General features: G+C 43.9%; 17 protein-coding genes. 13 read left to right on the top strand and 4 right to left on the bottom strand.

Annotated elements, in window-relative coordinates; genetic code table 11:
- Positions 1–148 precede the first annotated feature (148 nt).
- Positions 149–799, bottom strand: a complete 651-nt coding sequence (locus ACEZ3G_RS10755) for a rhomboid family intramembrane serine protease (protein WP_432426061.1) — start codon at positions 797–799, stop codon at positions 149–151.
- 61 nt (positions 800–860) lie between these two features.
- On the opposite strand from ACEZ3G_RS10755, the gene ACEZ3G_RS10760 reads away from it, so the two are divergent.
- The 4 genes from ACEZ3G_RS10760 to ACEZ3G_RS10775 all read left to right on the top strand — a co-directional run bounded on the left by ACEZ3G_RS10760 (position 861) and on the right by ACEZ3G_RS10775 (position 4,849).
- Positions 861–1,748 (top strand): lysophospholipid acyltransferase family protein, encoded by an 888-nt coding sequence (locus tag ACEZ3G_RS10760; protein WP_432425492.1) that lies wholly within the window; start codon positions 861–863, stop codon positions 1,746–1,748.
- 123 nt (positions 1,749–1,871) lie between these two features.
- Entirely contained in the window at positions 1,872–2,867 is a 996-nt protein-coding gene (locus tag ACEZ3G_RS10765) for a sterol desaturase family protein (protein ID WP_432425493.1), read from the top strand.
- Positions 2,868–3,112: 245 nt separating this feature from the next.
- Positions 3,113–3,484 carry an endonuclease domain-containing protein gene (locus ACEZ3G_RS10770; RefSeq protein ID WP_432425494.1) on the top strand — a complete coding sequence of 124 codons (372 nt, stop codon included), beginning with the start codon at positions 3,113–3,115 and terminating at the stop codon, positions 3,482–3,484.
- 306 nt (positions 3,485–3,790) lie between these two features.
- Positions 3,791–4,849, top strand: a complete 1,059-nt coding sequence (locus tag ACEZ3G_RS10775; RefSeq protein ID WP_432425495.1) for an alpha/beta hydrolase — start codon at positions 3,791–3,793, stop codon at positions 4,847–4,849.
- A 17-nt stretch (positions 4,850–4,866) separates the two neighbouring features.
- Here the strand turns inward: ACEZ3G_RS10775 and glmM are convergent, their stop codons facing one another.
- Positions 4,867–6,258, bottom strand: coding sequence for a phosphoglucosamine mutase (gene glmM / locus ACEZ3G_RS10780; protein WP_432425496.1), 1,392 nt, complete (start codon positions 6,256–6,258; stop codon positions 4,867–4,869).
- Between the two features lie 73 nt (positions 6,259–6,331).
- Here glmM and ACEZ3G_RS10785 point away from each other — a divergent pair, with 73 nt between their 5' ends.
- Together ACEZ3G_RS10785 and ggt are read left to right on the top strand one after the other, a co-directional pair.
- Complete coding sequence (locus tag ACEZ3G_RS10785; protein ID WP_432425497.1) at positions 6,332–6,916, top strand: acyl carrier protein phosphodiesterase; 585 nt, start codon at positions 6,332–6,334, stop codon at positions 6,914–6,916.
- Positions 6,913–8,598, top strand: a complete 1,686-nt coding sequence (gene ggt / locus ACEZ3G_RS10790) for a gamma-glutamyltransferase (RefSeq protein ID WP_432425498.1) — start codon at positions 6,913–6,915, stop codon at positions 8,596–8,598. The genes ACEZ3G_RS10785 and ggt overlap by 4 nt, the downstream gene beginning before the upstream one ends.
- Here ggt and ACEZ3G_RS10795 read toward each other — a convergent pair.
- Positions 8,595–9,671, bottom strand: a complete 1,077-nt coding sequence (locus tag ACEZ3G_RS10795; RefSeq protein ID WP_432425499.1) for a transporter substrate-binding domain-containing protein — start codon at positions 9,669–9,671, stop codon at positions 8,595–8,597. The two genes, ggt and ACEZ3G_RS10795, sit on opposite strands and share 4 nt — an antisense overlap.
- Before the next feature lie 302 nt (positions 9,672–9,973).
- Here ACEZ3G_RS10795 and ACEZ3G_RS10800 point away from each other — a divergent pair, with 302 nt between their 5' ends.
- Positions 9,974–10,402, top strand: a complete 429-nt coding sequence (locus ACEZ3G_RS10800; RefSeq protein ID WP_432425500.1) for a GNAT family N-acetyltransferase — start codon at positions 9,974–9,976, stop codon at positions 10,400–10,402.
- Here ACEZ3G_RS10800 and ACEZ3G_RS10805 read toward each other — a convergent pair.
- A complete protein-coding gene (locus ACEZ3G_RS10805; RefSeq protein WP_432425501.1) occupies positions 10,399–11,163 on the bottom strand; it encodes an XRE family transcriptional regulator in 765 nt (254 codons plus the stop codon). The two genes, ACEZ3G_RS10800 and ACEZ3G_RS10805, sit on opposite strands and share 4 nt — an antisense overlap.
- A gap of 101 nt (positions 11,164–11,264) precedes the next feature.
- Between ACEZ3G_RS10805 and ACEZ3G_RS10810 the strand changes: the two genes are divergently transcribed.
- From ACEZ3G_RS10810 to ACEZ3G_RS10835, 6 genes are all read left to right on the top strand, one after another.
- Complete coding sequence (locus ACEZ3G_RS10810) at positions 11,265–12,527, top strand: putative DNA modification/repair radical SAM protein (RefSeq protein ID WP_432425502.1); 1,263 nt, start codon at positions 11,265–11,267, stop codon at positions 12,525–12,527.
- Between the two features lie 2 nt (positions 12,528–12,529).
- Positions 12,530–13,306, top strand: coding sequence for a TIGR03915 family putative DNA repair protein (locus ACEZ3G_RS10815; protein ID WP_432425503.1), 777 nt, complete (start codon positions 12,530–12,532; stop codon positions 13,304–13,306).
- 130 nt (positions 13,307–13,436) lie between these two features.
- Positions 13,437–16,307 (top strand): excinuclease ABC subunit UvrA, encoded by a 2,871-nt coding sequence (gene uvrA, locus ACEZ3G_RS10820; protein ID WP_432425504.1) that lies wholly within the window; start codon positions 13,437–13,439, stop codon positions 16,305–16,307.
- 21 nt (positions 16,308–16,328) lie between these two features.
- The gene (locus tag ACEZ3G_RS10825; RefSeq protein ID WP_432425505.1) at positions 16,329–17,015 is read left to right on the top strand and encodes an LOG family protein; all 687 of its coding nucleotides are present in this window, start codon (positions 16,329–16,331) and stop codon (positions 17,013–17,015) included.
- Positions 17,016–17,029: 14 nt separating this feature from the next.
- Entirely contained in the window at positions 17,030–19,876 is a 2,847-nt protein-coding gene (locus ACEZ3G_RS10830) for a metalloprotease (protein ID WP_432425506.1), read from the top strand.
- A gap of 161 nt (positions 19,877–20,037) precedes the next feature.
- Positions 20,038–22,449, top strand: coding sequence for an alpha-ketoacid dehydrogenase subunit alpha/beta (locus tag ACEZ3G_RS10835; protein ID WP_432425507.1), 2,412 nt, complete (start codon positions 20,038–20,040; stop codon positions 22,447–22,449).
- Positions 22,450–22,486 lie beyond the last annotated feature (37 nt).

A 22,486-nucleotide genomic window follows, 5' to 3' on the forward strand; every position in this document is an offset into this window, starting at 1 on the left:
GTTAGATTTGGGTTCTAACGTAACGTCAAAAATATCAATAAGGTATATTTTAATGCATACTTTTCGCTGAAATGCAATAAAATTGGAACAAGCTTGGCCCAAAACGGACCAAATTCACGAAAATACCAGTGAAATACAGGGAGACGGCCTATAGCTTCCCCATCTTTTCAAGCGCAAAAAGTATCACAATCGGTATGGCCAATAGTACCACCATCAAAGTTTCCGTGAACAAGAGATTGGGTTCAAAAAGCAATGTTGTGGCGAAACCTCCTATCGCGCCCCCAAAGTGGGCCGTATGGCCTATATTGCCCAATCGGTTCTTCATGCCGTATATGGAATACAACAAATACCCGATACCCAATACATAGGCCGGTATGGGAATAGGTATGAACATTAAATACAGGTTCATGCCCGGATCTAATAAAATGGCCGCGTACAAAATGCCCGTTACGGCCCCACTCGCCCCTACTGCACTATAATAAGGCTCATCTTTATGAAAAAACAGGGCCAATAGGCTCCCTGCCACCAGACTTACAAAATAGATGATCAGAAATTTACCGGCACCGAACCAATTGATGACCCTATCGGCAAAGAAATAGAGCGTGATCATGTTGAACAACAAATGGGTAAGGTCGACATGCAGAAATCCCGAAGTGACCATACGATCTTTCTGGCCCGCACGTATGGGGCCTATTCCGAATTTATAGCGTTCGAAAAAAGCGGAATCGTTGAATCCCTTCATTGATACCAGCACATTGGCGGCAATAATGGCAATGGTCACTAAATGGAGGTCGTACATAAGCGGTCCGATGTTATTTAGTGCCAAATATAGCTATATTTGCACATTGATAAGCCATTGCATGCAGCTCTTCGTTTTTATACTGGTGTACCCCTTAATCTGGTGCATCTCCATACTACCCCATAAGCTTTTCTACGGCTTTTCAGACATCGTCTATTTTTTGGTCTATCGTGTTTTTGGATACCGAAAGAAGGTAGTTGCCCAAAATCTTGAACTGGCATTTCCCACCAAATCGAAGGGCGAGCGCAAAACCATCGAAAAAAAATTCTATAGGCACATGTGCGACATGTTCCTCGAAATGGTAAAGACCATGAACCTTTCAAAAAAAGAGGTCAAAAAAAGATATCATATCACCAATGTCGAACTGGTTCAAAGAATTGAAACGGAAAAGAGTATTTTGGTACCCTGCGCGCACTATGCGAATTGGGAGTGGAACGTTAGTCTAAACCTTTATGTAACTAGCAAGGGGTATGCCGTTTATCAAAAGATAGCGAACAAGTATTTCGACAAACTGGCCAAGAAGCTCCGTTCACGTTGGAATACCACACTGATTACCACCCAAGAAACGGTCAAAACGGTGGTCAGAAATGAAAAAAACGGCGTAAGGGGCATCTATGGCATGGTCAGCGACCAGTCTCCGATGGTATCGCAAGCCCATTACTGGCACCCATTCATGGGCGTTACCGTGCCGGTATTCATGGGCACTGAGACCATGGCCCGAAAATTCGATCTCGCCGTCGTTTTTCTCAAGGTTTCCAAGGTCAAAAGAGGTTATTATCAAGCGGAGTTCATTCCGATCACGTTATCGGGCAAGCAAACCGAACCCTACGAAATAACCAAAAAGTTTTTGGCACTTACCGAACAACAGATACGGGAACGCCCAGAGCATTATTTATGGACGCACAAACGTTGGAAACATCGCGACAAAGTGCCAGAGGCATTTAAATAGGCTCTTATTACATTGCTTGACAGCACTTTCCGTTTGTTCAAGCAAGTCATTTATCGAATTGTTTTCTTTTTAATTTTAAGGAGGTATATTTTCGAACACCAAAACCAACAACCACCAAATGATATGGAAATACTCGAAACACTATTCAACGAAATCATCGGCTTTTTGGGAATATCCCAAGCTTTGGAAATATTACGGGCGGGCGACTATAGCGTATTCCGCACCTATGACGGTATCGTCTCGCTCATCTACCCGATCATTCCCTTGCTCTTATTGCTTGAGCTGATTTTAGGATTTATTTACAAAAAGCCTCAGGCCAAGGTATATAAGGTCAATTTCTTGATCTATATCTTCAATAGGTTTGTCGGTCGGTTTATCGCGATTGCGATGGTCACCTACATCATTGGCCTATTACAGCCCATAGCTCCTTTTCAGACCAGCCTGACCTGGTATTGGTTTATTTATGGGTACATCGTTTGGGAATTCGGCCATTTTCTTTACCACTATTGGGGCCATAAGGTACGGTTGTTCTGGTGCCTGCATTCCACGCACCATGCTCCCGAGGATATGAATTTATCGGTTACACATGCGCACTTTTTTTTGGAGGCGCCCTATGCCGATGCCATTCGCACCACGGTCTGCATCTTATTGGGTGTACAGCCTGAAATGCTGTTCTTGATCATGTTCATCGATGGCACTTGGGGGGCTTTCATACATATTGGCGAAAATTTATTGAAAGACGGCAGGCTTGGTTTTCTCAACAATATCATATTGACACCGTCGCACCATCGGGTGCACCACGCGCGAAACCCGTTGTACATGGATACCAATTTCTGCAACCTATTGAACATCTGGGACAAGGTCTTTAATACCTATCAAGATGAAGACCGAAACGTACAGATCGAATACGGAATCACCCGTGAAATGAATTCAGGTGATTTTTTGGATGTATACTTTGGTGAGATCGTAGCCTTGGCCAAGGATGTCTGGAGCGCACCCGGACTTATGAACAAACTCCGATACATCGTCATGCCTCCCGGGTGGAGCCATACCGGCGACCATAAAACAGCCAAACGGGTCCGCAACGCTTATTTGCAAGAACAGAAGGCTGCGTTTTAGTTATTTTATTCCCTCTAATAAGGGCCAAAGTTCTGCTTCGCAGAACAGGGGCATGTATTTACGCGGTGAGCGCATTCGTGTCAAGTCACATCCCTGCCCCGAATACTCGGGGCTGTTCCTACGAAGGGACAATTTTGTGCAATGGAATTCCCCCTTTGAAGGGGGAAGTTGGTAAAGCCAACAGGGGGATGTCTTTTTAAGCAACAAAGTTGACTTCATCAACACGGCAGTGTATCTTACACCCCATGGGAAACAAAATTCTACCTTACAACCCAAAGCTGAAGGAATACGCCAGAGAATTGAGAAAAAACAGCACGTTATCGGAAGTCTTGCTCTGGCAAAAAATCAAAAAGAAGGCTTATGGGGTCGAGTTTCACAGACAAGTACCTATTCTGGATTACATCGTTGATTTTTATTGCCATGAACTGATGCTCGCCATAGAAATTGTTGGCTGCAGCCACGATTTCAAATACGAATATGATACTAGAAGACAAGGCCGGTTGGAAAAAGAAGGCGTTCGGTTTTTGCGGTTTTCCGACAGAGAAGTAAAACAGCAAATGTTCAGTGTGTTGCTGAAACTTGAACAGACCGTTGTAGAATTAAGAAACTCATTATAATTATACATTCAGGACATCCCTGCCAAAACTTTGTTTTGGCTGTCCCTTCGAAGGGACAATTTAAATTCCCCCTTGGAAGGGGGAAGTTGGCAAAGCCAACAGGGGGATGTTCAAAACCCCTAAAATTTTCAATAGTACGCTCTTACGTAATTATTAACCAAAGAATTTCCTACATTTAGGTGCTACAAGGCACAAACCTCCCCCGATTATTTGATTGAACAATGGTATCCCTCTTCAATTAACAGGAATACTAATAGTACATATCATAATAACATGAACAATCGAGCACATTAAAAACAAAGCCGTATGAAAAACTCAATTTTGTTATTTTTTGGCATTCTACTGACAACAAATCTGGGCATAGCACAATTTCCAGAAGGAAAAGTAGTAGTAAAAAAACTATATTCAGAACTATTGGAAAATCCAGGCGGAGAAAATCCTACCCGTAGATTGACAATCTACCTCCCTCCCGGGTATGATGAAAACGAGCAAAGTTATCCCGTAATCTATTATTTACATGGTTTTACATGGAGTGACAGCCTTATGGTTTCTGAAGATAAGTTTGACAAACTACTGGATAAGGCCATTGCACTCAAAAAGATAAAACCGGTCATTGTTGTGATGCCTGACCAACATACTCTATATAGAGGAAGTTGGTATACGAATTCGGAATTGACCGGTAAATGGGCCGATTTTACCGGAAAAGACCTCGTAGCATTTATTGACAAAAATTTTCGAACCATAGCCAATAAAGATGGTCGAGGGGTGGCAGGCCATTCCATGGGTGGGCAAGGTGCCCTAAAAATGGGCATGTTGTTTCCTGATGTGTTTTCAACCGTCTATGCTTTGTCACCAGCTACTCTTGGAATAACGGAGAGCTTGGGAATACATGGTTCGGCGTACAGAAGAATTAATGAAATAACACCTGAACAAGTTGTTACGGGATGGAATGAATTCGAAGCTAATGTGATAGTAGCTATGGGTAGGGCATATTCACCTAATCTTGATAATCCACCCTATTTTGCAGATTTTCCATACGAATACATTAACGATGAAATTGTTGTCAATCATAAAATCTTAGAAATCTGGCAAAATAAATCCGCAATTGGAATGGTAGACGATTATATAGGGAATCTAAAGAAACTTAAAGCATTAAAATTGGATTGGGGAAGGAACGAAGAACACGAATTGATACCCGTAACTTGTGAATTGTTTAGCAAGAAATTAGAAAACCTAGGAATTAACCATTATGCAGAAGAATACATCGGAACACATGGAAATAAACTATGGACCGACGATGGTCGTGCATTAAATGATATGCTTCCCTTTTTTGATACGTATCTAAAATCTAGCGAAGAAAACTGAAAGCTTTAAACGCTTTCCTACCCCAACCCCGCAATTTTCTTGATCTCGGCAATGATCTTTTCGCCAAGGTCATCGGCCTCGTCTTGACTTTTGGCCTCGGTATAAATACGTATGATCGGTTCGGTATTCGATTTTCGAAGGTGCACCCAGTTGTCGGGAAAATCGATTTTTACACCATCAATGGTTGAAATGTCCTCGTTTTTATATTTTTCGGCCATGGCCTTTAAAATTCCGTCCACATCCAATTCGGGCGTCAACTGAATTTTTTTCTTCCCCATAAAATAGGCGGGGTAGCTGGCCCGAAGTTCGGCGACCGTTCCTCCCCTTTCGGCCATTAGCATTAAGAACAGGGCCGTACCGACCAACGAATCACGGCCATAATGGCTTTCAGGATAAATGATGCCCCCATTGCCCTCGCCACCGATTATGGCATTGTTGGCCTTCATTTTGGTGACCACGTTCACCTCGCCCACGGCCGCGGCCTCATAGGTTCCGCCGTGTTTTTCGGTAATATCGCGCAATGCCCTTGAAGAGGAAAGGTTCGAGACCGTATTTCCCTTCGTTTTGCCCAGCACATAATCCGCGCAGGCGACCAGGGTATATTCTTCACCGAACATTTCACCATCGTTGCTGATAAAGGCGAGGCGGTCAACATCGGGATCCACGACAATGCCAAAGTTCGCCTTTTCTTTGACGACCAAATCGCAAATATCGCCCAGATGTTCTTTCAACGGCTCAGGATTATGCGGAAAATGCCCCGTAGGATCGCAATACAATTTGACTACTTCTACGCCCAAGGCCTCCAAAAGTTTGGGTATCGCAATGCCCCCGGTGGAATTCACACCGTCTACCACTACCTTAAAACCGGCCTTTCTAATGGTCTCGGCATCCACCAGCGACAGGTTCAATACTTCGTCGATATGAATATCGAAATAGGCATCGTTCTTTGTGATGGCACCCAGATCATCCACTTCGCTGAAGTTAAAATCCTCTTTTTCGGCGATCGCCAATATTTTGGCACCCTGAACGGCATCTAAAAACTCGCCTCTTTCGTTCAGGAGCTTTAAAGCGTTCCACTGTTTGGGGTTATGGCTGGCGGTCAAAATAATGCCGCCATCGGCATTTTCCAAGGGCACCGCAATTTCAACGGTCGGTGTGGTCGAAAAGTCAAGATCGACCACATCGATCCCTAATCCGATCAAGGTAGACACAACCAAATTCTGGATCATCTCGCCAGAGAGTCTCGCATCACGGCCAATGACGACCTTTAAGTCGCTTTTTTGCGATTGGTCTTTGAGCCACACGCCATAAGCGGCCGCAAATTTGACGGCGTCGATGGGGGTAAGATTGTCTCCGGGGCCGCCTCCTATGGTACCCCGTATTCCAGAAATTGATTTGATTAAGGTCATGGTGTTTATAAAGTTTGTGCAAATATAAACGGTTGGGCAGTATTACTATTGCGCTTCTTTGTAATTTATGCCGATGAATTTTTTAGCGCATATCTATCTTTCCTTTGGAGATGATGAAGTGACACTCGGCAATTTTATCGCCGACAGTATTCGGGGCAATAAGTACCAACACTTGCCCGAGCGGGTTCAAAAGGGTGTTCTTTTGCATCGCGCTATCGACACGTACACCGATGCCCATGACATTCCCAAAAAAAGCAGTAAAAGGCTGCATAAAAATTATAGTCATTACAGCCGTGTCATCGTCGATATTTTTTATGACCATTTTTTGGCCAAGAATTGGAGCGCCTATTCGAACACCCCGCTCGATGTTTTTGTTGAGCATTTTTATGACCTTTTGGAGGATAACTATGTCATTCTTCCGCAAGGCGTAAAACGGATGATGCCCTACATGATCGCCGATAACTGGATCTACAACTATTCAAAAATGGAAGGTATCGGCAAGGTATTGAACGGTATGAACCGCAGAACGCAGAACAAATCGAAAATGAATTTTGCGATTCTTGACCTTGAGGAACACTATGAGGCTTTCGAGGTCGAGTTCACTTCCTTTTTTGATGAATTGATTATCTTTTCAAAGCAGAAATACATATCACTATGAAGAAACTTTTTTTCGCCAGTCTTTTATTGCTCCTTTTTGTCCATTGCAAGAAACAACCCGCGGCGCCTACGGGGCTGGTCACCGAAAAGGCAATGGTCGTCTCGGCAAGGGTCGAGGCCTCGAAAATCGGATCCGATATTCTCGAAAAGGGCGGCAACGCCTTTGATGCCATGGTAGCTACCGAGTTGGCGCTGGCCGTTGCCTATCCGTTTGCGGGAAATTTAGGTGGCGGAGGCTTTATGGTCTACCGACGCAATAATGGTGATGTGGGCGGAATTGACTACAGGGAAAAAGCACCTTTGTCCGCCTATAAGGATATGTACCTCGATTCTCTCGGAAATGTCATCCCGGGAATGAGCACCCAAGGGGCAACCGCGGTCGGTGTACCGGGCACGGTTGCGGGAATTTTCGAAGTGCACCAAAAGTTCGGCTCCATGCCGTGGGAGGAAATTTTGGCCCCGGTAATCGCCCTTGCCGAAAAAGGGGTGGTAGTGACCGAGAAACAAGCCGGTCGCTTTGAAAATTTCAAGGCGTCCATTCTAGAGGTCAATGGCGGAATTACCAGTTTTCCGATAGGCTGCAAGGCAGGCGATACCATCAAATACCCGGTATTGGCCAATACTTTGAAAAGAATTGCCGAAAATGGCCGCGACGGATTTTACAAAGGTGAAACGGCCAAGACCTTGGCCCGGTTCATTCAGGAAAAAGGAGGGTATATTACTGAGGAGGACTTGGAAAAATATGAGGCCAAATGGAGGCAGCCAATCATTTTCACCTATAAAGACCTTCGCATTATCTCGATGAGTCCGCCGAGTAGCGGCGGGGTGACGATCAATCAGATCTTCAAGATGATCGAACCCTATGACATCGCCGAATTTGGCCATAATTCGGCCAAAACGGTCCAATTGTTTACCGAAGCGTCCCGAAGGGCCTATGCCGATCGCAACTACTTTTTGGGGGATCCCGATTTTGTTGAAATTCCCTTAGATGTGCTTTTAAGTTCCTCCTATTTAAAAGAGCGCATGGAAAACTTTTCGTTCGAGGCCGCCACAAAATCCGAAGATGTGCGGCATGGTGAAATTGAGATCGTCGAAAGTATGGAAACGACCCACTACTCCATCGTCGATGCCGAGGGCAATGCGGTCTCGGTGACGACTACCTTGAACGGTGCCTACGGTTCCAAGCTTTATAGCGATGAACTTGGTTTCTTCTTGAACAATGAAATGGACGATTTTAGTGCCAAACCCGGCGTGCCCAATATGTTCGGACTCATCGGGGCCGAAGCGAACAGCATCGCGCCTGAGAAAAGAATGCTCAGCAGCATGACCCCGACCATTGTTGAAAAAGACGGACAATTATATATGGTGGTGGGCACACCGGGAGGTTCGACGATCATTACCGCGGTCGCACAGACTATCTTGAATACCTATGAGTTCGATATGAGTATGCAAGATGCGGTCAACGCACCCCGTTTTCACCATCAATGGCTGCCCGATATGGTCATTTTTGAACCCGATGGTTTTTCCGAGACCCTCAAATCGGAACTGGAATCAAAAGGATATATCATCAATCAAGATAGAACACCGATTATCGGCAAGGTCGATGCCATTCGTGTTTTGCCCGATGGGCGACTTGAAGGGGGTGCCGATAAACGTGGGGACGATACGGCCGTAGGGTTTTAGAGTTCGGTCAATCCATACTCATTGAGTACGACTTGCCATTCATTGGTCTCCGTTATTTCAAGGATACGTTGTGAAATCGTGCTTTCCAACAGCGGTCGCGCTTTTGCCACTCCGAAAGCATAGAATTGGACATCGAATTTTATGGGCAAAATCGATATTTTTTGCAGTATAGAATCCTGCGCTATACGGTATTTTAGAATGGGCTCATCGTAAATAAAGGCCTCGACTTGGTTATTGTTCAAAGCCGCCAGGCCTTCTTGCACTCCGTCAAATTCTTTTAAATTTTTAAAAAAATGGGATTTTAAAAAGCCCAGAGTGCTCGAATTTTTTATCGTGCCGACTTCACGTTCCTTGAACGCATTGAAGCCATCGGGATTATTGTTCAGTTGGTTTACTGTAAGGCTCGACGCGATACTCGCCGTAAGTCCGGAAATAAAGAGCAGCCCCCCGAACATCAATACCAACGCCGCCACCTTGCCCCATCTGGTCCGCGGGGCCTTATCGCCATAGCCTACGGTGGTCAGGGTAACGGCGGACCACCAGAGTCCGTCCCAGATTCCCTTGCGACCGGTCCGAAACTGTTCAGGATTCTTCTTGCGCTCGAAATACCATCCAACCAATCCGAACAAAAATATGATCAACAAAAGCACCATCATGCCCTTGATGAAATTGGCGCTGAAAAAACCTCTGATAAAACTGATAAATTTCTGAAACGAGGAAATTTCGGCCACTGCAATGGTGGAGTTCGATGCATAGAACGAATCGGTAAAGTCCATTCTCTTATGCCGTTCACTGGTAATGGTCAAAGGGTTGATGCTTATGTCAATAGCGCCATTTTTCAGAGAATCGAGCATTTCGGTAAATTCCATTTCTACCAAACGATAGTTCAATTTCAAATCTTTGGCAACACGGTTCCAAAGCCAAATATTGATGCCTTCAAGATTTTCACCATTCTGAACGATAAAAGGTGGTGCGGTCGTATAACCGACCACAAGGGTATCGTTTATGGCCTGAGAACTGGCTTTTTCGGCAAAAAGAAAGAATAGGGTAAAAAGCAGGATTATTTTTTTCATCTATTGAAGGGTCAGCTTTTAAATATACGATAAATGCCAATTTTTTGGAATCTTCTTTCGAATGGCGCGCATCTTCATAACTTTGATATGAGCTCGATTTAAAATTTGGCATCATATGATCAGAGGTCAATAAATCGGCATATGTCTCCTCGAGCGCAGTCGAGAGGTTGGCAAAATTCATTATTTTCAATGAGGTCTCGACTGCGCTCGACCGGACATGTGTTTATAAAATGATTAAAAACTAGAATAACATATTAGCCGGTTATTCGAGCTCAGGTGAACTTTATAAAAAAGTATTCTTTATGACCATTAGCATTTTAACAAAAGACCAAGTTGACGAATCGCTTCAAACAAGCATTACAGCATTGTACAATCAATTGAATTCCAATTTAAAACAACTCCCTTTAAAACAATTGGTCGAAGATGGTGACAGCTTGGTTTTTGCCATTTGCAAATCGGAAGGTCAAGTGGCCGGAATCGCATTGATGGCGACGTACAAAGTCATTTCAGGCCATAAGGGCATGATCGAGGATGTCGTAGTGGATGTAAAACACAGGGGGCAGGGAATTGGTAGAAAACTCATGGAAAAACTGCTGGAATCGGCCAAGAACAAAAAACTGGACGAAGTATTGTTATTCTCGGGCCATCATCGAACACCGGCCATCAATCTGTACAAAAGCTTAGGATTTCAATTAAAAGATAGCGGACTTTATCGATTGATTTTAAACTAACTTGCCTGTTGTTTGTTAAACTGTTTCTTTAACTCGTCCATAGACTCTTGAAGTTGCTTCAACAACCCTTTTTCTGTGGTCGCGTCTTCCCCGAAAGTAATCTTGCTACTGACCTGCCATATTTCCTGAATCTGGAAGGGTTTTATTTCATAGGGAGGATAGGTTTCGTTCAAGGAGACCAAGGTGATATTGTTCGAATTCGGGCGTTTTTCGATTTTCTTGACGAGTACCGCATCCTGTAAGACCACGACATACATTTTATTGGGGTTTACATCGTCGATATGTTCGACCGCCCGCGCCAATACCCATTCCCCTGGCCTTAAATTGGGAAGCATACTGTCGCCTTCAACCTGAAAACCTCGATATGTGGCATTTCGAAACTCGGGTATGGGCAGGTCAAAGGCCGGCAGTTGTTTGTACCAACTGGCATCTTGTATGTTCTGCGGATAACCCGCCGCAGCTTTCGCATTGACGAGTACCATATTGTCCTGGTCCGAAGAATCGACCGTGACCACCTTGGGTATAACACTCGTTTTTGAAGTTTCCAAATATTGTTCCTCACTTTCACCGAACAACCATAACGGATTGATCTTAAACTGCCTCAAAAGTTCCGCAACGACCTTGCCCGATAATTTTGTGCGCCCCCTTTCGATATCGGCAGTGGTATTCGAGATACCCAATAATTTGGCGAATTCGGCCTGGGTATATCCCAGTTCGCGCCGTATGTCGGTAAAACGCTTGAGCGTCAATTCATTTTCCATACTTCAAATATACAAATTATGGATTATTTCCAAAATATTATTTGGAATATTTCCATAATTAGGAATTATTCCATAATTTTGGATTAATTACAAAATATAAAATGTCCTTCGAGAGAATAAAAGAAAAATTGAACATCTTGGCCGACGCCGCCAAATACGATGTTTCATGTTCCAGCAGCGGGAGCAAACGAACGAATACGAACAAGGGGCTTGGCGATAGCTCGGGCGTGGGCATCTGCCATAGTTATACCGAAGATGGGCGCTGCGTATCGCTTTTAAAGATCTTGATGACCAATTATTGCATTTTCGACTGTGCCTATTGTGTTACACGAAAAAGTAATGATATCAAAAGGGCGGCCTTCAAAATTCAGGAAGTCGTCGACCTGACCATCAATTTTTACCGCAGAAATTATATCGAAGGGCTTTTTTTGAGTTCGGGCATCTTTAAAAGTGCCGACTATACTATGGAGCGATTGGTAGCGGTCGCCAAAAAGCTGCGTACCGAGGAGCATTTTAATGGGTATATCCATTTAAAATCGATTCCAGGGGCGAGTGATGAATTAATGTATAAGGCCGGATTATATGCCGATCGGTTATCGATCAATATTGAAATCCCCACTATTTCCGGCCTTAAATTATTGGCGCCCGACAAAAAGCATGAAGATTTTATAAGGCCGATGGCGAAGGTCAAGAACGAGATCGTTCAATTCAAGGCCGAACGAAAGATTATCAAAAGCACACCCAAATTCGCCCCTGCGGGGCAAAGCACCCAAATGATAATCGGTGCTACGGGCGAATCGGATAAGGAAATCATGTACTCGGCAACACATTACTATAAAAAGTACCAAATGAAGCGGGTATATTATTCGGGTTACGTGCCCATTGCCGATGATGAGCGATTGCCCGCCTTGGGTAGCCAGGTGCCCATGCTTCGTGAAAACCGGTTGTACCAAACGGATTGGTTGCTAAGGTTCTACGGGTTTCAAGTGAAGGAATTATTGAATGACCGTCACCCCAATCTTGATATCGATGTGGATCCCAAACTCGGTTGGGCATTGCGCAATCTCGATTTCTTTCCTATCGATGTCAATACGGCCGATAAGGCCATGCTGGCCAGAGTACCGGGATTAGGAATACAGTCCGTTCACAAAATTGTAAGCGCAAGGCGTTTTCGTAAACTGAGCTGGGAGCACCTTAAAAAAATCGGTGTTGCCCTTAACAGAGCCAAATACTTTATGGTCTGCGATTCGGCACGATGTGAACATCGTGACTTGGAGGCATCAACGATAAAGGGAAAGATTTTAGGGAATTCCGTTGGGAAGTTTAGAAAGGAACACAGCACACAACTTAAATTATTCGCCTGATTATGAGCAATTCAAAGATTCTGATTTATGATGGAAGTTTCAATGGCTTTTTAACGGCCATTTTCGTCGCTTTCGAAGAAAAAATCCAAGTCTCCGACATTCAAAAGAACTCCGTGAGCCAAAACGGACTGTTTTCGGACACGGAAACCATTTTTACCAATATCGAAAAGGCAAAACGGGTCTGGAACGGTATTCAGGCCAAAAGCAGTTCGGCGATCAAGAACATCTACTTCGCCTATATGAGCGAAAGCAAGGGGGTAGAGCTCCTACTCTATCGCTACATTAGAAAATTGTTCGCCGGGCCATCCTCCGGACATTCCGATTATTCCGATGGCATTGTCCTGAAAGTTGGTCAACTGGCCAAAAGTGTAGGTCGTGAAAAACATAGAATGGAAGCCTTTGTGCGGTTTCAATTGACAAAAGACGATGTTTATTTTGCCACTATCGAGCCTGATTTTGATGTACTGCCGTTGATTTCAAAACATTTTCGTTCGCGTTACGCCGACCAACAATGGATCATCTATGACGTAAAGCGCAAATACGGATTGTTTTACGATCTGGAACGTGTGGAGATTATTTCATTGGACCTTCAAGAGGTATATTCGAACAGTCTCAAAAGAAGTTCGGCTTTCGGCGCGCAAGAATATGATTATCAAGATTTATGGAACAACTATTTTAAAAGCACCCATATCAAATCGCGTATCAACAAAAAGCTTCATACGCAACATGTTCCAAAACGTTATTGGAAGTATTTGAGCGAGAAGAAGGAAGCGGTATGATTTTAAAACCCAATAGATGGAAGGTACCATCCTATTGTGGCAATGTTGCTACCTAATGTCGGAATATATAAATAACTGCCAGTTCCATTTTACTCGTCAAAATCGTACTTTTGCATCCTTGCTTTGAAAAATGATAGACTACGAGGAAAATATTGAGGTACGAGGGGCTCGCGTTCATAATCTCAAAAATATCGATGTTACGATTCCAAGGGAGAAACTGGTGGTCATCACCGGCCTTTCCGGAAGCGGAAAATCGTCCCTTGCTTTCGATACCATTTATGCCGAAGGCCAACGTAGGTATATCGAAACTTTTTCGGCCTATGCCCGTCAGTTTTTAGGCGGACTGGAACGTCCTGACGTTGATAAGATCGATGGCCTCTCACCAGTGATCGCCATTGAACAAAAAACGACTTCGAAATCCCCGCGATCGACCGTGGGCACCATCACCGAAATCTATGATTTTCTAAGACTGTTGTTCGCGCGGGCGGGCGATGCCTACAGTTTTAATACGGGCGAGAAAATGGTCAGTTATAATGATGAACAGATCAAAGAACTTATCAAGGCCGACTACGCCGACAAGAAGATCAATGTGCTGGCACCTGTCATCAAATCGAGAAAAGGACATTATCGCGAGCTTTTCGAGCAAATCGGCAAACAAGGTTTTGTAAAAGTCCGTATCGACGGCGAGATCAAGGATATCGTAAAAGGCATGAAAGTCGACCGATACAAGACCCATGATATCGAAATCGTTATCGACCGCTTGAAAATAGGGGCCTCGGAAGAGTTGGACAAACGTTTGACCGAAACCATCAATACGGCCATGTACAGCGGCAACAATGTACTCATGGTCTTGGAAGAGGGCGCTACAGAACCACGCTATTTCAGTCGCGACCTGATGTGCCCCACTACGGGCATTTCGTATCCTGCGCCCGAACCCAATACCTTTTCGTTCAATTCACCCAAGGGCATGTGTCCGCATTGCAACGGTCTTGGCCATGTGTACGAGGTCAATGAAAACAAAATTTTTCCCAACAAAAAACTTTCCATAAAGTCTGGGGGAATCGCCCCTTTAGGCGAATACAAAAAATCATGGGCCTTCAAGCAGATCGAGACCATCGCCCAACGTTATGGTTTTGAACTCACCGACCCTATTTCAAAAATTCCCGATGAGGCGATCCAAGTTCTTTTAAACGGGGGGCACGATACTTTTGAGGTCGAATCGAAGACTTTGGGTGTAAAACGCAACTATAAAATCGATTATGAAGGTATCGCGAACTTTATAAAGAGCCAGTTCGAGGAAGCGGATTCTACTTCGATAAAACGATGGGCCAAAGAATACATGGACAAGATTGTGTGCCCGGCCTGCGAAGGGTCTCGTCTTCGAAAAGAATCGTTGAATTTCAAGATCAATGAAAAGAACATTGCAGAACTGGCGCATCTTGACATTGCCGATTTGGCCCTGTTCTTTAAAGGTCTCGACCAGAACCTTGAGGGAAATCAAAAACTGATCGCCGAGGAAATTATCAAGGAAATTTCAGCACGCATTCAATTTTTGTTGGATGTGGGGCTCGATTATCTCTCTTTGAACCGAAGTTCGAAGTCACTTTCCGGGGGTGAGGCGCAACGCATCAGGCTGGCGACCCAAATCGGTTCACAATTGGTCGGTGTACTCTATATTCTCGACGAACCCAGCATCGGACTTCACCAGCGTGACAACAATCGTTTGATCGCTTCATTGGAAGCACTGAGAAATATCGGCAATTCAGTTATCGTGGTCGAACATGACCGCGATATGATAGAACGTGCCGACCACGTGATAGATATCGGCCCCAAAGCTGGTCGTCATGGTGGTGAAATTATCTCGGAAGGGCCTCCGGAGAGGTTAAAAGAACATCGTACGCTTACCGCAGATTATATCACGGGTAAAAAGGAGATTCCCACGCCCATTGAACGAAGAAAGGGCAATGGCCACAAAATTACCTTATCGGGTTGTACGGGAAACAACTTAAAGAATATTACCGTTGATTTTCCATTGGGACAAATGATCGGGGTCACCGGGGTTTCCGGCAGTGGCAAATCCACCCTCATAAACGAGACCCTCTACCCTATCATGAACGCCCATTATTTTAACGGCGTAAAAAAACCAATGCCCTACAAAAAAATATCGGGATTGGACCATATCGACAAGGTCATCGATATCAATCAATCGCCCATCGGGCGAACACCTAGATCGAACCCCGCAACCTACACCGGCGTTTTCAGTGAAATACGTGCGCTGTTCACCAAGACGCCCGAAGCGGCCATAAGGGGCTATAAACCCGGGCGCTTTAGCTTTAACGTGAAAGGCGGGCGCTGTGAAACGTGTCAAGGAGGAGGACTCCGGGTAATAGAAATGAACTTTCTACCCGACGTATATGTTGAATGTGAAACCTGTAATGGCAAACGTTTCAATCGGGAAACACTGGAAATAAGGTATAAGGGCAAATCGATTGCCGACGTTTTGGAAATGACGATCAATGAAGCCGTCGATTTTTTTGAGGCCATCCCTAAAATCCATCGTAAGTTAAAGACGATCCAAGATGTCGGCCTCGGCTATATATCATTGGGACAACAATCGACGACGCTATCGGGTGGTGAGGCCCAACGCATTAAATTGGCGACCGAGCTATCAAAACGGGATACAGGAAATACATTCTATATTCTCGATGAACCTACAACGGGGCTTCATTTTGAGGACATTAGGGTACTAATGGAAGTTTTGAACCGTTTGGTAGACAAAGGCAATACAGTCCTGGTGATCGAGCACAATATGGATGTCATCAAAATGATGGATTATATTATCGATATCGGCTACGAGGGAGGCCGTGGCGGGGGCATGGTCGTGGCCAAGGGCACGCCCGAGGTCGTGGCCAAAGACAAGAAGAGTTACACGGCGGCATTTTTGAAGAAAGAACTTGGGTCCATATCATCCAAGAACACCTTACAGGCTGCGACCAATTAACAATATCAACGAATCAATTAAATGAGAAAAGAACAGCATCATAAAGGTTGGAACGAGATCAAGACCAATGACTCATGGGCGATATTCAAAATCATGGGCGAATTCGTCAATGGTTATGAGCGTTTGAGCGCCATCGGGCCCTGTGTTTCGATTTTTGGCTCGGCGCGAACCCAAGAAAACCAAAAATACTACGAATTGGCGGTCAGTATCGCCAAAACGATTTCCGAAGCAGGATACGGAGTAATTACAGGGGGCGGCCCCGGTATTATGGAGGCAGGTAACAGAGGGGCACATTTGGCCGGAGGAACTTCGGTCGGATTGAACATAGACCTTCCTTTCGAACAACACGACAACCCATACATAGATCCCGATAAGAGCCTTGACTTTGATTACTTTTTTGTGAGAAAGGTGATGTTCGTGAAATACTCTCAGGGCTTCGTGGTCATGCCGGGCGGCTTTGGTACCCTTGATGAGCTTTTTGAGGCGATTACCCTGATTCAGACCAACAAGATCGAAAAATTTCCCATCATACTGGTCGGCACCGATTTTTGGAAAGGACTTTTTGATTGGGTGAAAAATACCATGCTTGAAGCCGGAAACATCAGTCCGCATGACCTTGACCTAGTCAAACTTGTAGATACTGAGGATGAAGTTCTCGAAATAATAGATTCTTTCTATAAAGGGCGCTCGCTGAGCCCGAATTTTTAACCGATATTGTGCGAATGAAGAAGGTGTTTTTGAACGATGTCGCCCGAATTCTGTTCTTCTTGTTCGGTCTACTGTCCGTAACGGCGCAACACAAGAATATTATTAATGCCTCTTTGGATGGCGAAACAAAGGAAATAAGTATTCAGCAAGAATTCGAATACTTGAACAATACCGACGACATTCTTGAAACCCTGTATTTCAATGATTGGGCAAATGCCTATTCGGACAAAAACACGGGGCTTGCAAAACGATTTGGACAAGAATTTAAGAAAAGTCTGCACCTGGCAAGAGACCATGAGCGCGGCCATACCGAGATTTTAAGTGCGGTCGATGATGATTACAGGGGCCTTAAACTGACCCGGGTCACAGACAAGGACATTATAAAAATCGATTTGAACAAGCCCCTACAGCCTAGAGGTTCGGCTAAATTCTTTATAACCTACACGGTAAAGCTTCCATCAAATAAATTTACTCCATTTGGTTATGGCAATAATAATGAGTATTACTTAAAAGATTGGTATCTAACCCCGGCCGTATATGACGGTGTCTGGCATCTTTACTCGAACAAGAATTTGGAAGATCTTTATACCGACATTACCAATACGACCATAAACCTGACCTATCCCCAAGAACTCTTTTTGGCATCCAATTATCGGGTTCTTTCCAATGTCGCCCTACCGAATGCCAAAGAGGTTCAATTAGAGGGCGTCAAACAAAAGAATTGTGAGATAATAATCCAACCGATTCAAAATTTCACAACACATATTACACCCGATATTACCGTTATCACGAATATTCAAGCGGCCAAATATGACTTGATCTCAAAAGACATCTCGATCAACCGCGTCACGGCGTTTATTAGCGAACACCTAGGCGCTTATCCGCATCAACAGCTTTTGGTAAGCGAATTGGACTATAACAAAAATCCGCTTTACGGAATCAATCAATTGCCCTCTTTCATACGGCCTTATGAAGAGCGGTTTCAATTTGAGATGAAATTTCTGAAAACCGCGCTGATCAATATTCTGGAAGAAAGCATTTATCTGGACCCGAGAAAGGAACAATGGGTAAACGATGCCATTGCCAATTACTTGATGATCGCCTTCGTCGAAAAATATTATCCCGATCAAAAACTCTTGGGAAAACTATCTAAAATATGGGGAATAAGGGGCTTTAACCTCGCTAAAATGGATTTTAACGAACAATATCCGTTTTTATACATGCTAATGGCAAGAAAAAATCTTGACCAGCCATTGACCACTTCGAACGACTCTTTGGTATGGTTCAACCAAAAAATTGCCAATAAATATAAGGCCGGGCTAGGGCTTTCTTATTTGGCAAGCTATATCGGCAAGGAAAAAGTGGACGAGGGCATCAAGACCTTTTATGAATTTTACAAGCTAAGCCGTGTTAAAGTAATTGATTTCGAATCGATTATAAAACGGTCGTCAAATCAGAACCTTGATTGGTATTTCAACAATTACGTATTTACGGATCGAAAAATAGATTATAAGATCAAGAAAGTCGAAAAATCAGAGGATTCACTTGCCGTTACCCTTAAAAATAAAGAGGGTACGGTCGTACCGATTTCTCTGTTCGGCCTCAAAAACGATACCGTTATTTCAAAATATTGGTTCACAAATGTGGATGGGGAGAAGACTTTTACCATTCCTCGCAATGGTGAAGATCGTCTGGTTCTCAATTATGACCAAAAGATTCCGGAGTTCAATCAAAGGGACAATTGGAAATCTTTGGGCGGTTTTCTTTCGAGCAACAAGAAATTGAAATTCACTTTTTTTAGGGACTCTGAAAACCCGTATTACAATCAAATATTCTATGTGCCCGTCATAAACTTCAATATCTATGATGGATGGGCACCAGGTATGCGCCTATATAATAAGACTTTTCTTGAACGACCGTTCATATACGATTTGGCCCCTTCATATTCATTCAGGGAAAGGTCTTTCGTCGGGTACGGAAAAATTACGTATCGCAAATATTTGAGCAAATCAGGTCTCTACCTTGCCGATTATGGCATTCGCGGGTCGACATCTCATTTTGACATCAATTCGCGCTATTCGACCATTACCCCGTCGGTCAGTTTTGCCTGGCGGCCTGAAGACCTTATTTCGAACAAGCGTCAGATACTATCGTTCCGCTACATAAATATCTTCAGAAATTTGGATGAAAGCCTAAAGGCGGCGGGCAGGGCACCCGAAAGTCCTGATTACAGTGTTTTTGACGCCAGGTATTACAATGTTCACAACCATATTCTGGACTACAGCTCTTGGTTTGTCGACTTTCAGTACGCCTCCAAATTCTCCAAACTGATTTTCGAGTACGAATACCGCAAACTGTTCGAAAATAACCGTCAGTTCAATTTAAGGTTCTATGCCGGTAAGTTTTTGCGCAACAAGACACAGGACGACTTTTTTAGCTTTGCCTTGGATAGACCGACCGATTACCTCTTCGATTACAATTATCTCGGTCGTTCGGAAGATTCAGGACTCTATAGTCAACAGATCATAATTGCCGAAGGTGGTTTCAAATCGTTCATGGATGAGCGCTACCGATTCTCAAATGATTGGTTGACAACGGTCAACACAAGTGTCAATTTATGGAAGTGGATTGAGTTGTACGGTGATGCGGGGTATGTAAAAAATCGGGGCGAAAATGGCAAATTCGTCTATGACTCGGGCGTACGTTTGAACCTTGTTACCGATTATTTCGAGTTATACTTTCCCCTTTATTCGAATAATGGTTGGGAGGTAGCTCAGCCAGACTATGGTGAAAAAATAAGGTTTATCGTAACGGTAAGTCCAAAAACCTTAATAGGGCTTTTTACCAGAAAATGGTTTTAAGCGATTGTTGTATTCGTAAAAAAATAAGCTATTTAGGTTATTTTTATATGAAAAAATGAATCGAATAAGGTTTATTTTAACGATTTTATAATAAGTATATTGGTTTTGACGTTGTAAAAATCCTATTGATTCGGTACTTTTGCAGAAACCCAAAAATGTAAATGAACGTATCTTCCAAAACCAGCAACGACATTTCGTTTGATGATTTCAAATCGCAGATTCTAAAAGATTACGAAATTGTGGTAATCAGTCGAACCTGCAGTCTCCTTGGAAGAAAAGAAGTACTTACCGGAAAGGCTAAATTTGGGATTTTTGGTGATGGAAAGGAGCTGCCCCAATTGGCGATGGCCCGCTGTTTCAAAAATGGCGACTTTAGAAGTGGCTATTATAGGGACCAGACTTTCATGATGGCTCTTGGGCTGTTGACTCCAAAGAATTTTTTCCATGGCCTTTATGCCACTACCGATATGGAAAAAGAACCCATGAGCGGCGGCAGGCAAATGGGCGGCCATTTCTTGACCTACAGCCTTGATGATGATGGTAATTGGAAAGATCTTACCAAACAAAAAAACAGTAGTGCCGATATTTCTTGTACAGCAGGTCAAATGCCAAGACTATTAGGATTGGCGCAGGCTTCGAAAATCTACCGTCACGTTAAAGGCATCGACGCCACCAATTTTTCACGTAATGGAAACGAGGTAGCTTGGGGCACTATCGGAAATGGCAGTACAAGTGAGGGCATGTTCCTCGAAACCGTGAATGCCGGTGGGGTGCTTCAAGTACCAATGGTCATTAGTATCTGGGACGATGAATATGGTATTTCCGTCCCTGCTAAATACCATACGACCAAAGAGGATATTTCAAAGATTCTCAGTGGTTTTCAACGAGATGCGAATGATAAGGGATACGAGTTGTTAAGGGTAAACGGATGGGACTACACCGCATTAATGCATACCTATGAAAATGCCTCGGATATTGCCCGCGAAGAACATGTTCCGGTCATTGTTCATGTTCGCGAATTGACCCAACCTCAGGGACATTCTACTTCAGGGTCCCACGAGCGTTACAAAAGTGATAAGCGCCTTGAGTGGGAACGTGAAAATGATTGCAACAAGCGTTTTAGGGACTGGATATTGGAATCGGGAATTTCTAACGAAGAGGAGCTTGCGGCAATTGAAAAAAATATTAGCAAGGAAGTACGGTTGGCCAAAAAGGAGGCTTGGTCAGAATTTTTGGAAAATCACAAACTTCTAAAGAAAGAACTTGTCACGATACTTGACAAGGCGGCGCATAAATCGGCAAACAAGGGTATTGTTCTTCAGATAAAGAATGATTTGATCGCTATTGAAGAACCGTTAAAAAAAGATCTGGCAAAATCTGCAAGAACGGCATTGAGGTATCTTCTTGGCCAAGAAATGGCAGAGAAAGAAGAACTGAAAAAATGGGTGGAATCCTTTCTAGCTGAAATGCAACCCAAATTCAGTGCCGACCTCTACAGCGAGCAACCCAACAGGGCGGTTAATATTGAGGAAATAAAACCCACATACAATGCTGGCGCCGAAAAGGTGGACGGCCGGATCGTTTTGCGCGATAATTTTGACAAACTCTTTGAAGACCACCCGAACCTTATGGTTTTCGGTGAAGATACCGGAGCCATCGGAGATGTCAATCAAGGTCTTGAAGGACTACAAAAAAAGTATGGTGAACTCCGTGTTTCTGATACCGGCATTCGTGAAACGACAATAATAGGTCAAGGCATAGGCCTCGCCTTACGTGGACTTAGGCCAATTGCCGAAATTCAATACCTTGATTACATATTTTATGCCATGGCGACACTGACCGATGACTTGGCAACATTACGGTATAGAACCTGCGGAAAACAAAAAGCCCCGCTCATAATTCGTACACGGGGCCACCGACTGGAAGGCATTTGGCATTCGGGTTCCCAAATGGGAGGGCTCATCCATTTGCTAAGGGGCATATATATTCTGGCGCCTCGAAACATGACGCAAGCCGCTGGTTTCTACAATACCCTGCTCAAAAGTGATGAACCCGCACTGGTTATTGAAAGTTTGAACGGTTACCGTCTAAAGGAAAAAAGGCCGGACAATCTAGGTGCTTTTCGTACCCCTATAGGTGTAGTGGAAAAGTTGATTGACGGTACCGACATTACTTTACTTTCTTATGGGTCGACATTGAGAATTGTTATGAAAGTGTCAAAACAGTTGAGGGAAGTAGGTATTGAAGCAGAAGTCATTGATGCACAAACTTTATTGCCTTTTGACCTGAAACATGATGTCGTAAAGAGTGTTCAAAAAACGAACCGCTTATTGATTATCGATGAGGATGTGCCTGGTGGCTGCTCAGCCTACCTAATGCACGAAATTCTTGAAAATCAAGGGGCGTATCAATTTCTCGATAGTGCTCCTCAAACACTTACAGCAAAGCCACATAGGCCGGCATATGGCTCGGATGGCGATTATTTTTCGAAGCCCAATGAAGAAGATATCTTTGAAAAAGTCTACGGTATGATGCACGAATCGAATCCTGACGATTATCCGAAACTCAGATAAAAATAGAACTAAAAAGCCCCGCTCAATGCGGGGCTTT

This window comes from Meishania litoralis (assembly GCF_042611095.1).
Lineage (GTDB): Bacteria > Bacteroidota > Bacteroidia > Flavobacteriales > Flavobacteriaceae > Meishania > Meishania litoralis.

Excerpts from the sequence above, each read along its gene's own strand:
- ACEZ3G_RS10755 (WP_432426061.1), bottom strand. The coding sequence starts at position 799 with ATGTACGACCTCCATTTAGTGACCATTGCCATTATTGCCGCCAATGTG.
- ACEZ3G_RS10760 (WP_432425492.1), top strand. The coding sequence starts at position 861 with ATGCAGCTCTTCGTTTTTATACTGGTGTACCCCTTAATCTGGTGCATC.
- ACEZ3G_RS10765 (WP_432425493.1), top strand. The coding sequence starts at position 1,872 with ATGGAAATACTCGAAACACTATTCAACGAAATCATCGGCTTTTTGGGA.
- ACEZ3G_RS10770 (WP_432425494.1), top strand. The coding sequence starts at position 3,113 with ATGGGAAACAAAATTCTACCTTACAACCCAAAGCTGAAGGAATACGCC.
- ACEZ3G_RS10775 (WP_432425495.1), top strand. The coding sequence starts at position 3,791 with ATGAAAAACTCAATTTTGTTATTTTTTGGCATTCTACTGACAACAAAT.
- glmM (WP_432425496.1), bottom strand. The coding sequence starts at position 6,258 with ATGACCTTAATCAAATCAATTTCTGGAATACGGGGTACCATAGGAGGC.
- ACEZ3G_RS10785 (WP_432425497.1), top strand. The coding sequence starts at position 6,332 with ATGAATTTTTTAGCGCATATCTATCTTTCCTTTGGAGATGATGAAGTG.
- ggt (WP_432425498.1), top strand. The coding sequence starts at position 6,913 with ATGAAGAAACTTTTTTTCGCCAGTCTTTTATTGCTCCTTTTTGTCCAT.
- ACEZ3G_RS10795 (WP_432425499.1), bottom strand. The coding sequence starts at position 9,671 with ATGAAAAAAATAATCCTGCTTTTTACCCTATTCTTTCTTTTTGCCGAA.
- ACEZ3G_RS10800 (WP_432425500.1), top strand. The coding sequence starts at position 9,974 with ATGACCATTAGCATTTTAACAAAAGACCAAGTTGACGAATCGCTTCAA.
- ACEZ3G_RS10805 (WP_432425501.1), bottom strand. The coding sequence starts at position 11,163 with ATGGAAAATGAATTGACGCTCAAGCGTTTTACCGACATACGGCGCGAA.
- ACEZ3G_RS10810 (WP_432425502.1), top strand. The coding sequence starts at position 11,265 with ATGTCCTTCGAGAGAATAAAAGAAAAATTGAACATCTTGGCCGACGCC.
- ACEZ3G_RS10815 (WP_432425503.1), top strand. The coding sequence starts at position 12,530 with ATGAGCAATTCAAAGATTCTGATTTATGATGGAAGTTTCAATGGCTTT.
- uvrA (WP_432425504.1), top strand. The coding sequence starts at position 13,437 with ATGATAGACTACGAGGAAAATATTGAGGTACGAGGGGCTCGCGTTCAT.
- ACEZ3G_RS10825 (WP_432425505.1), top strand. The coding sequence starts at position 16,329 with ATGAGAAAAGAACAGCATCATAAAGGTTGGAACGAGATCAAGACCAAT.
- ACEZ3G_RS10830 (WP_432425506.1), top strand. The coding sequence starts at position 17,030 with ATGAAGAAGGTGTTTTTGAACGATGTCGCCCGAATTCTGTTCTTCTTG.
- ACEZ3G_RS10835 (WP_432425507.1), top strand. The coding sequence starts at position 20,038 with ATGAACGTATCTTCCAAAACCAGCAACGACATTTCGTTTGATGATTTC.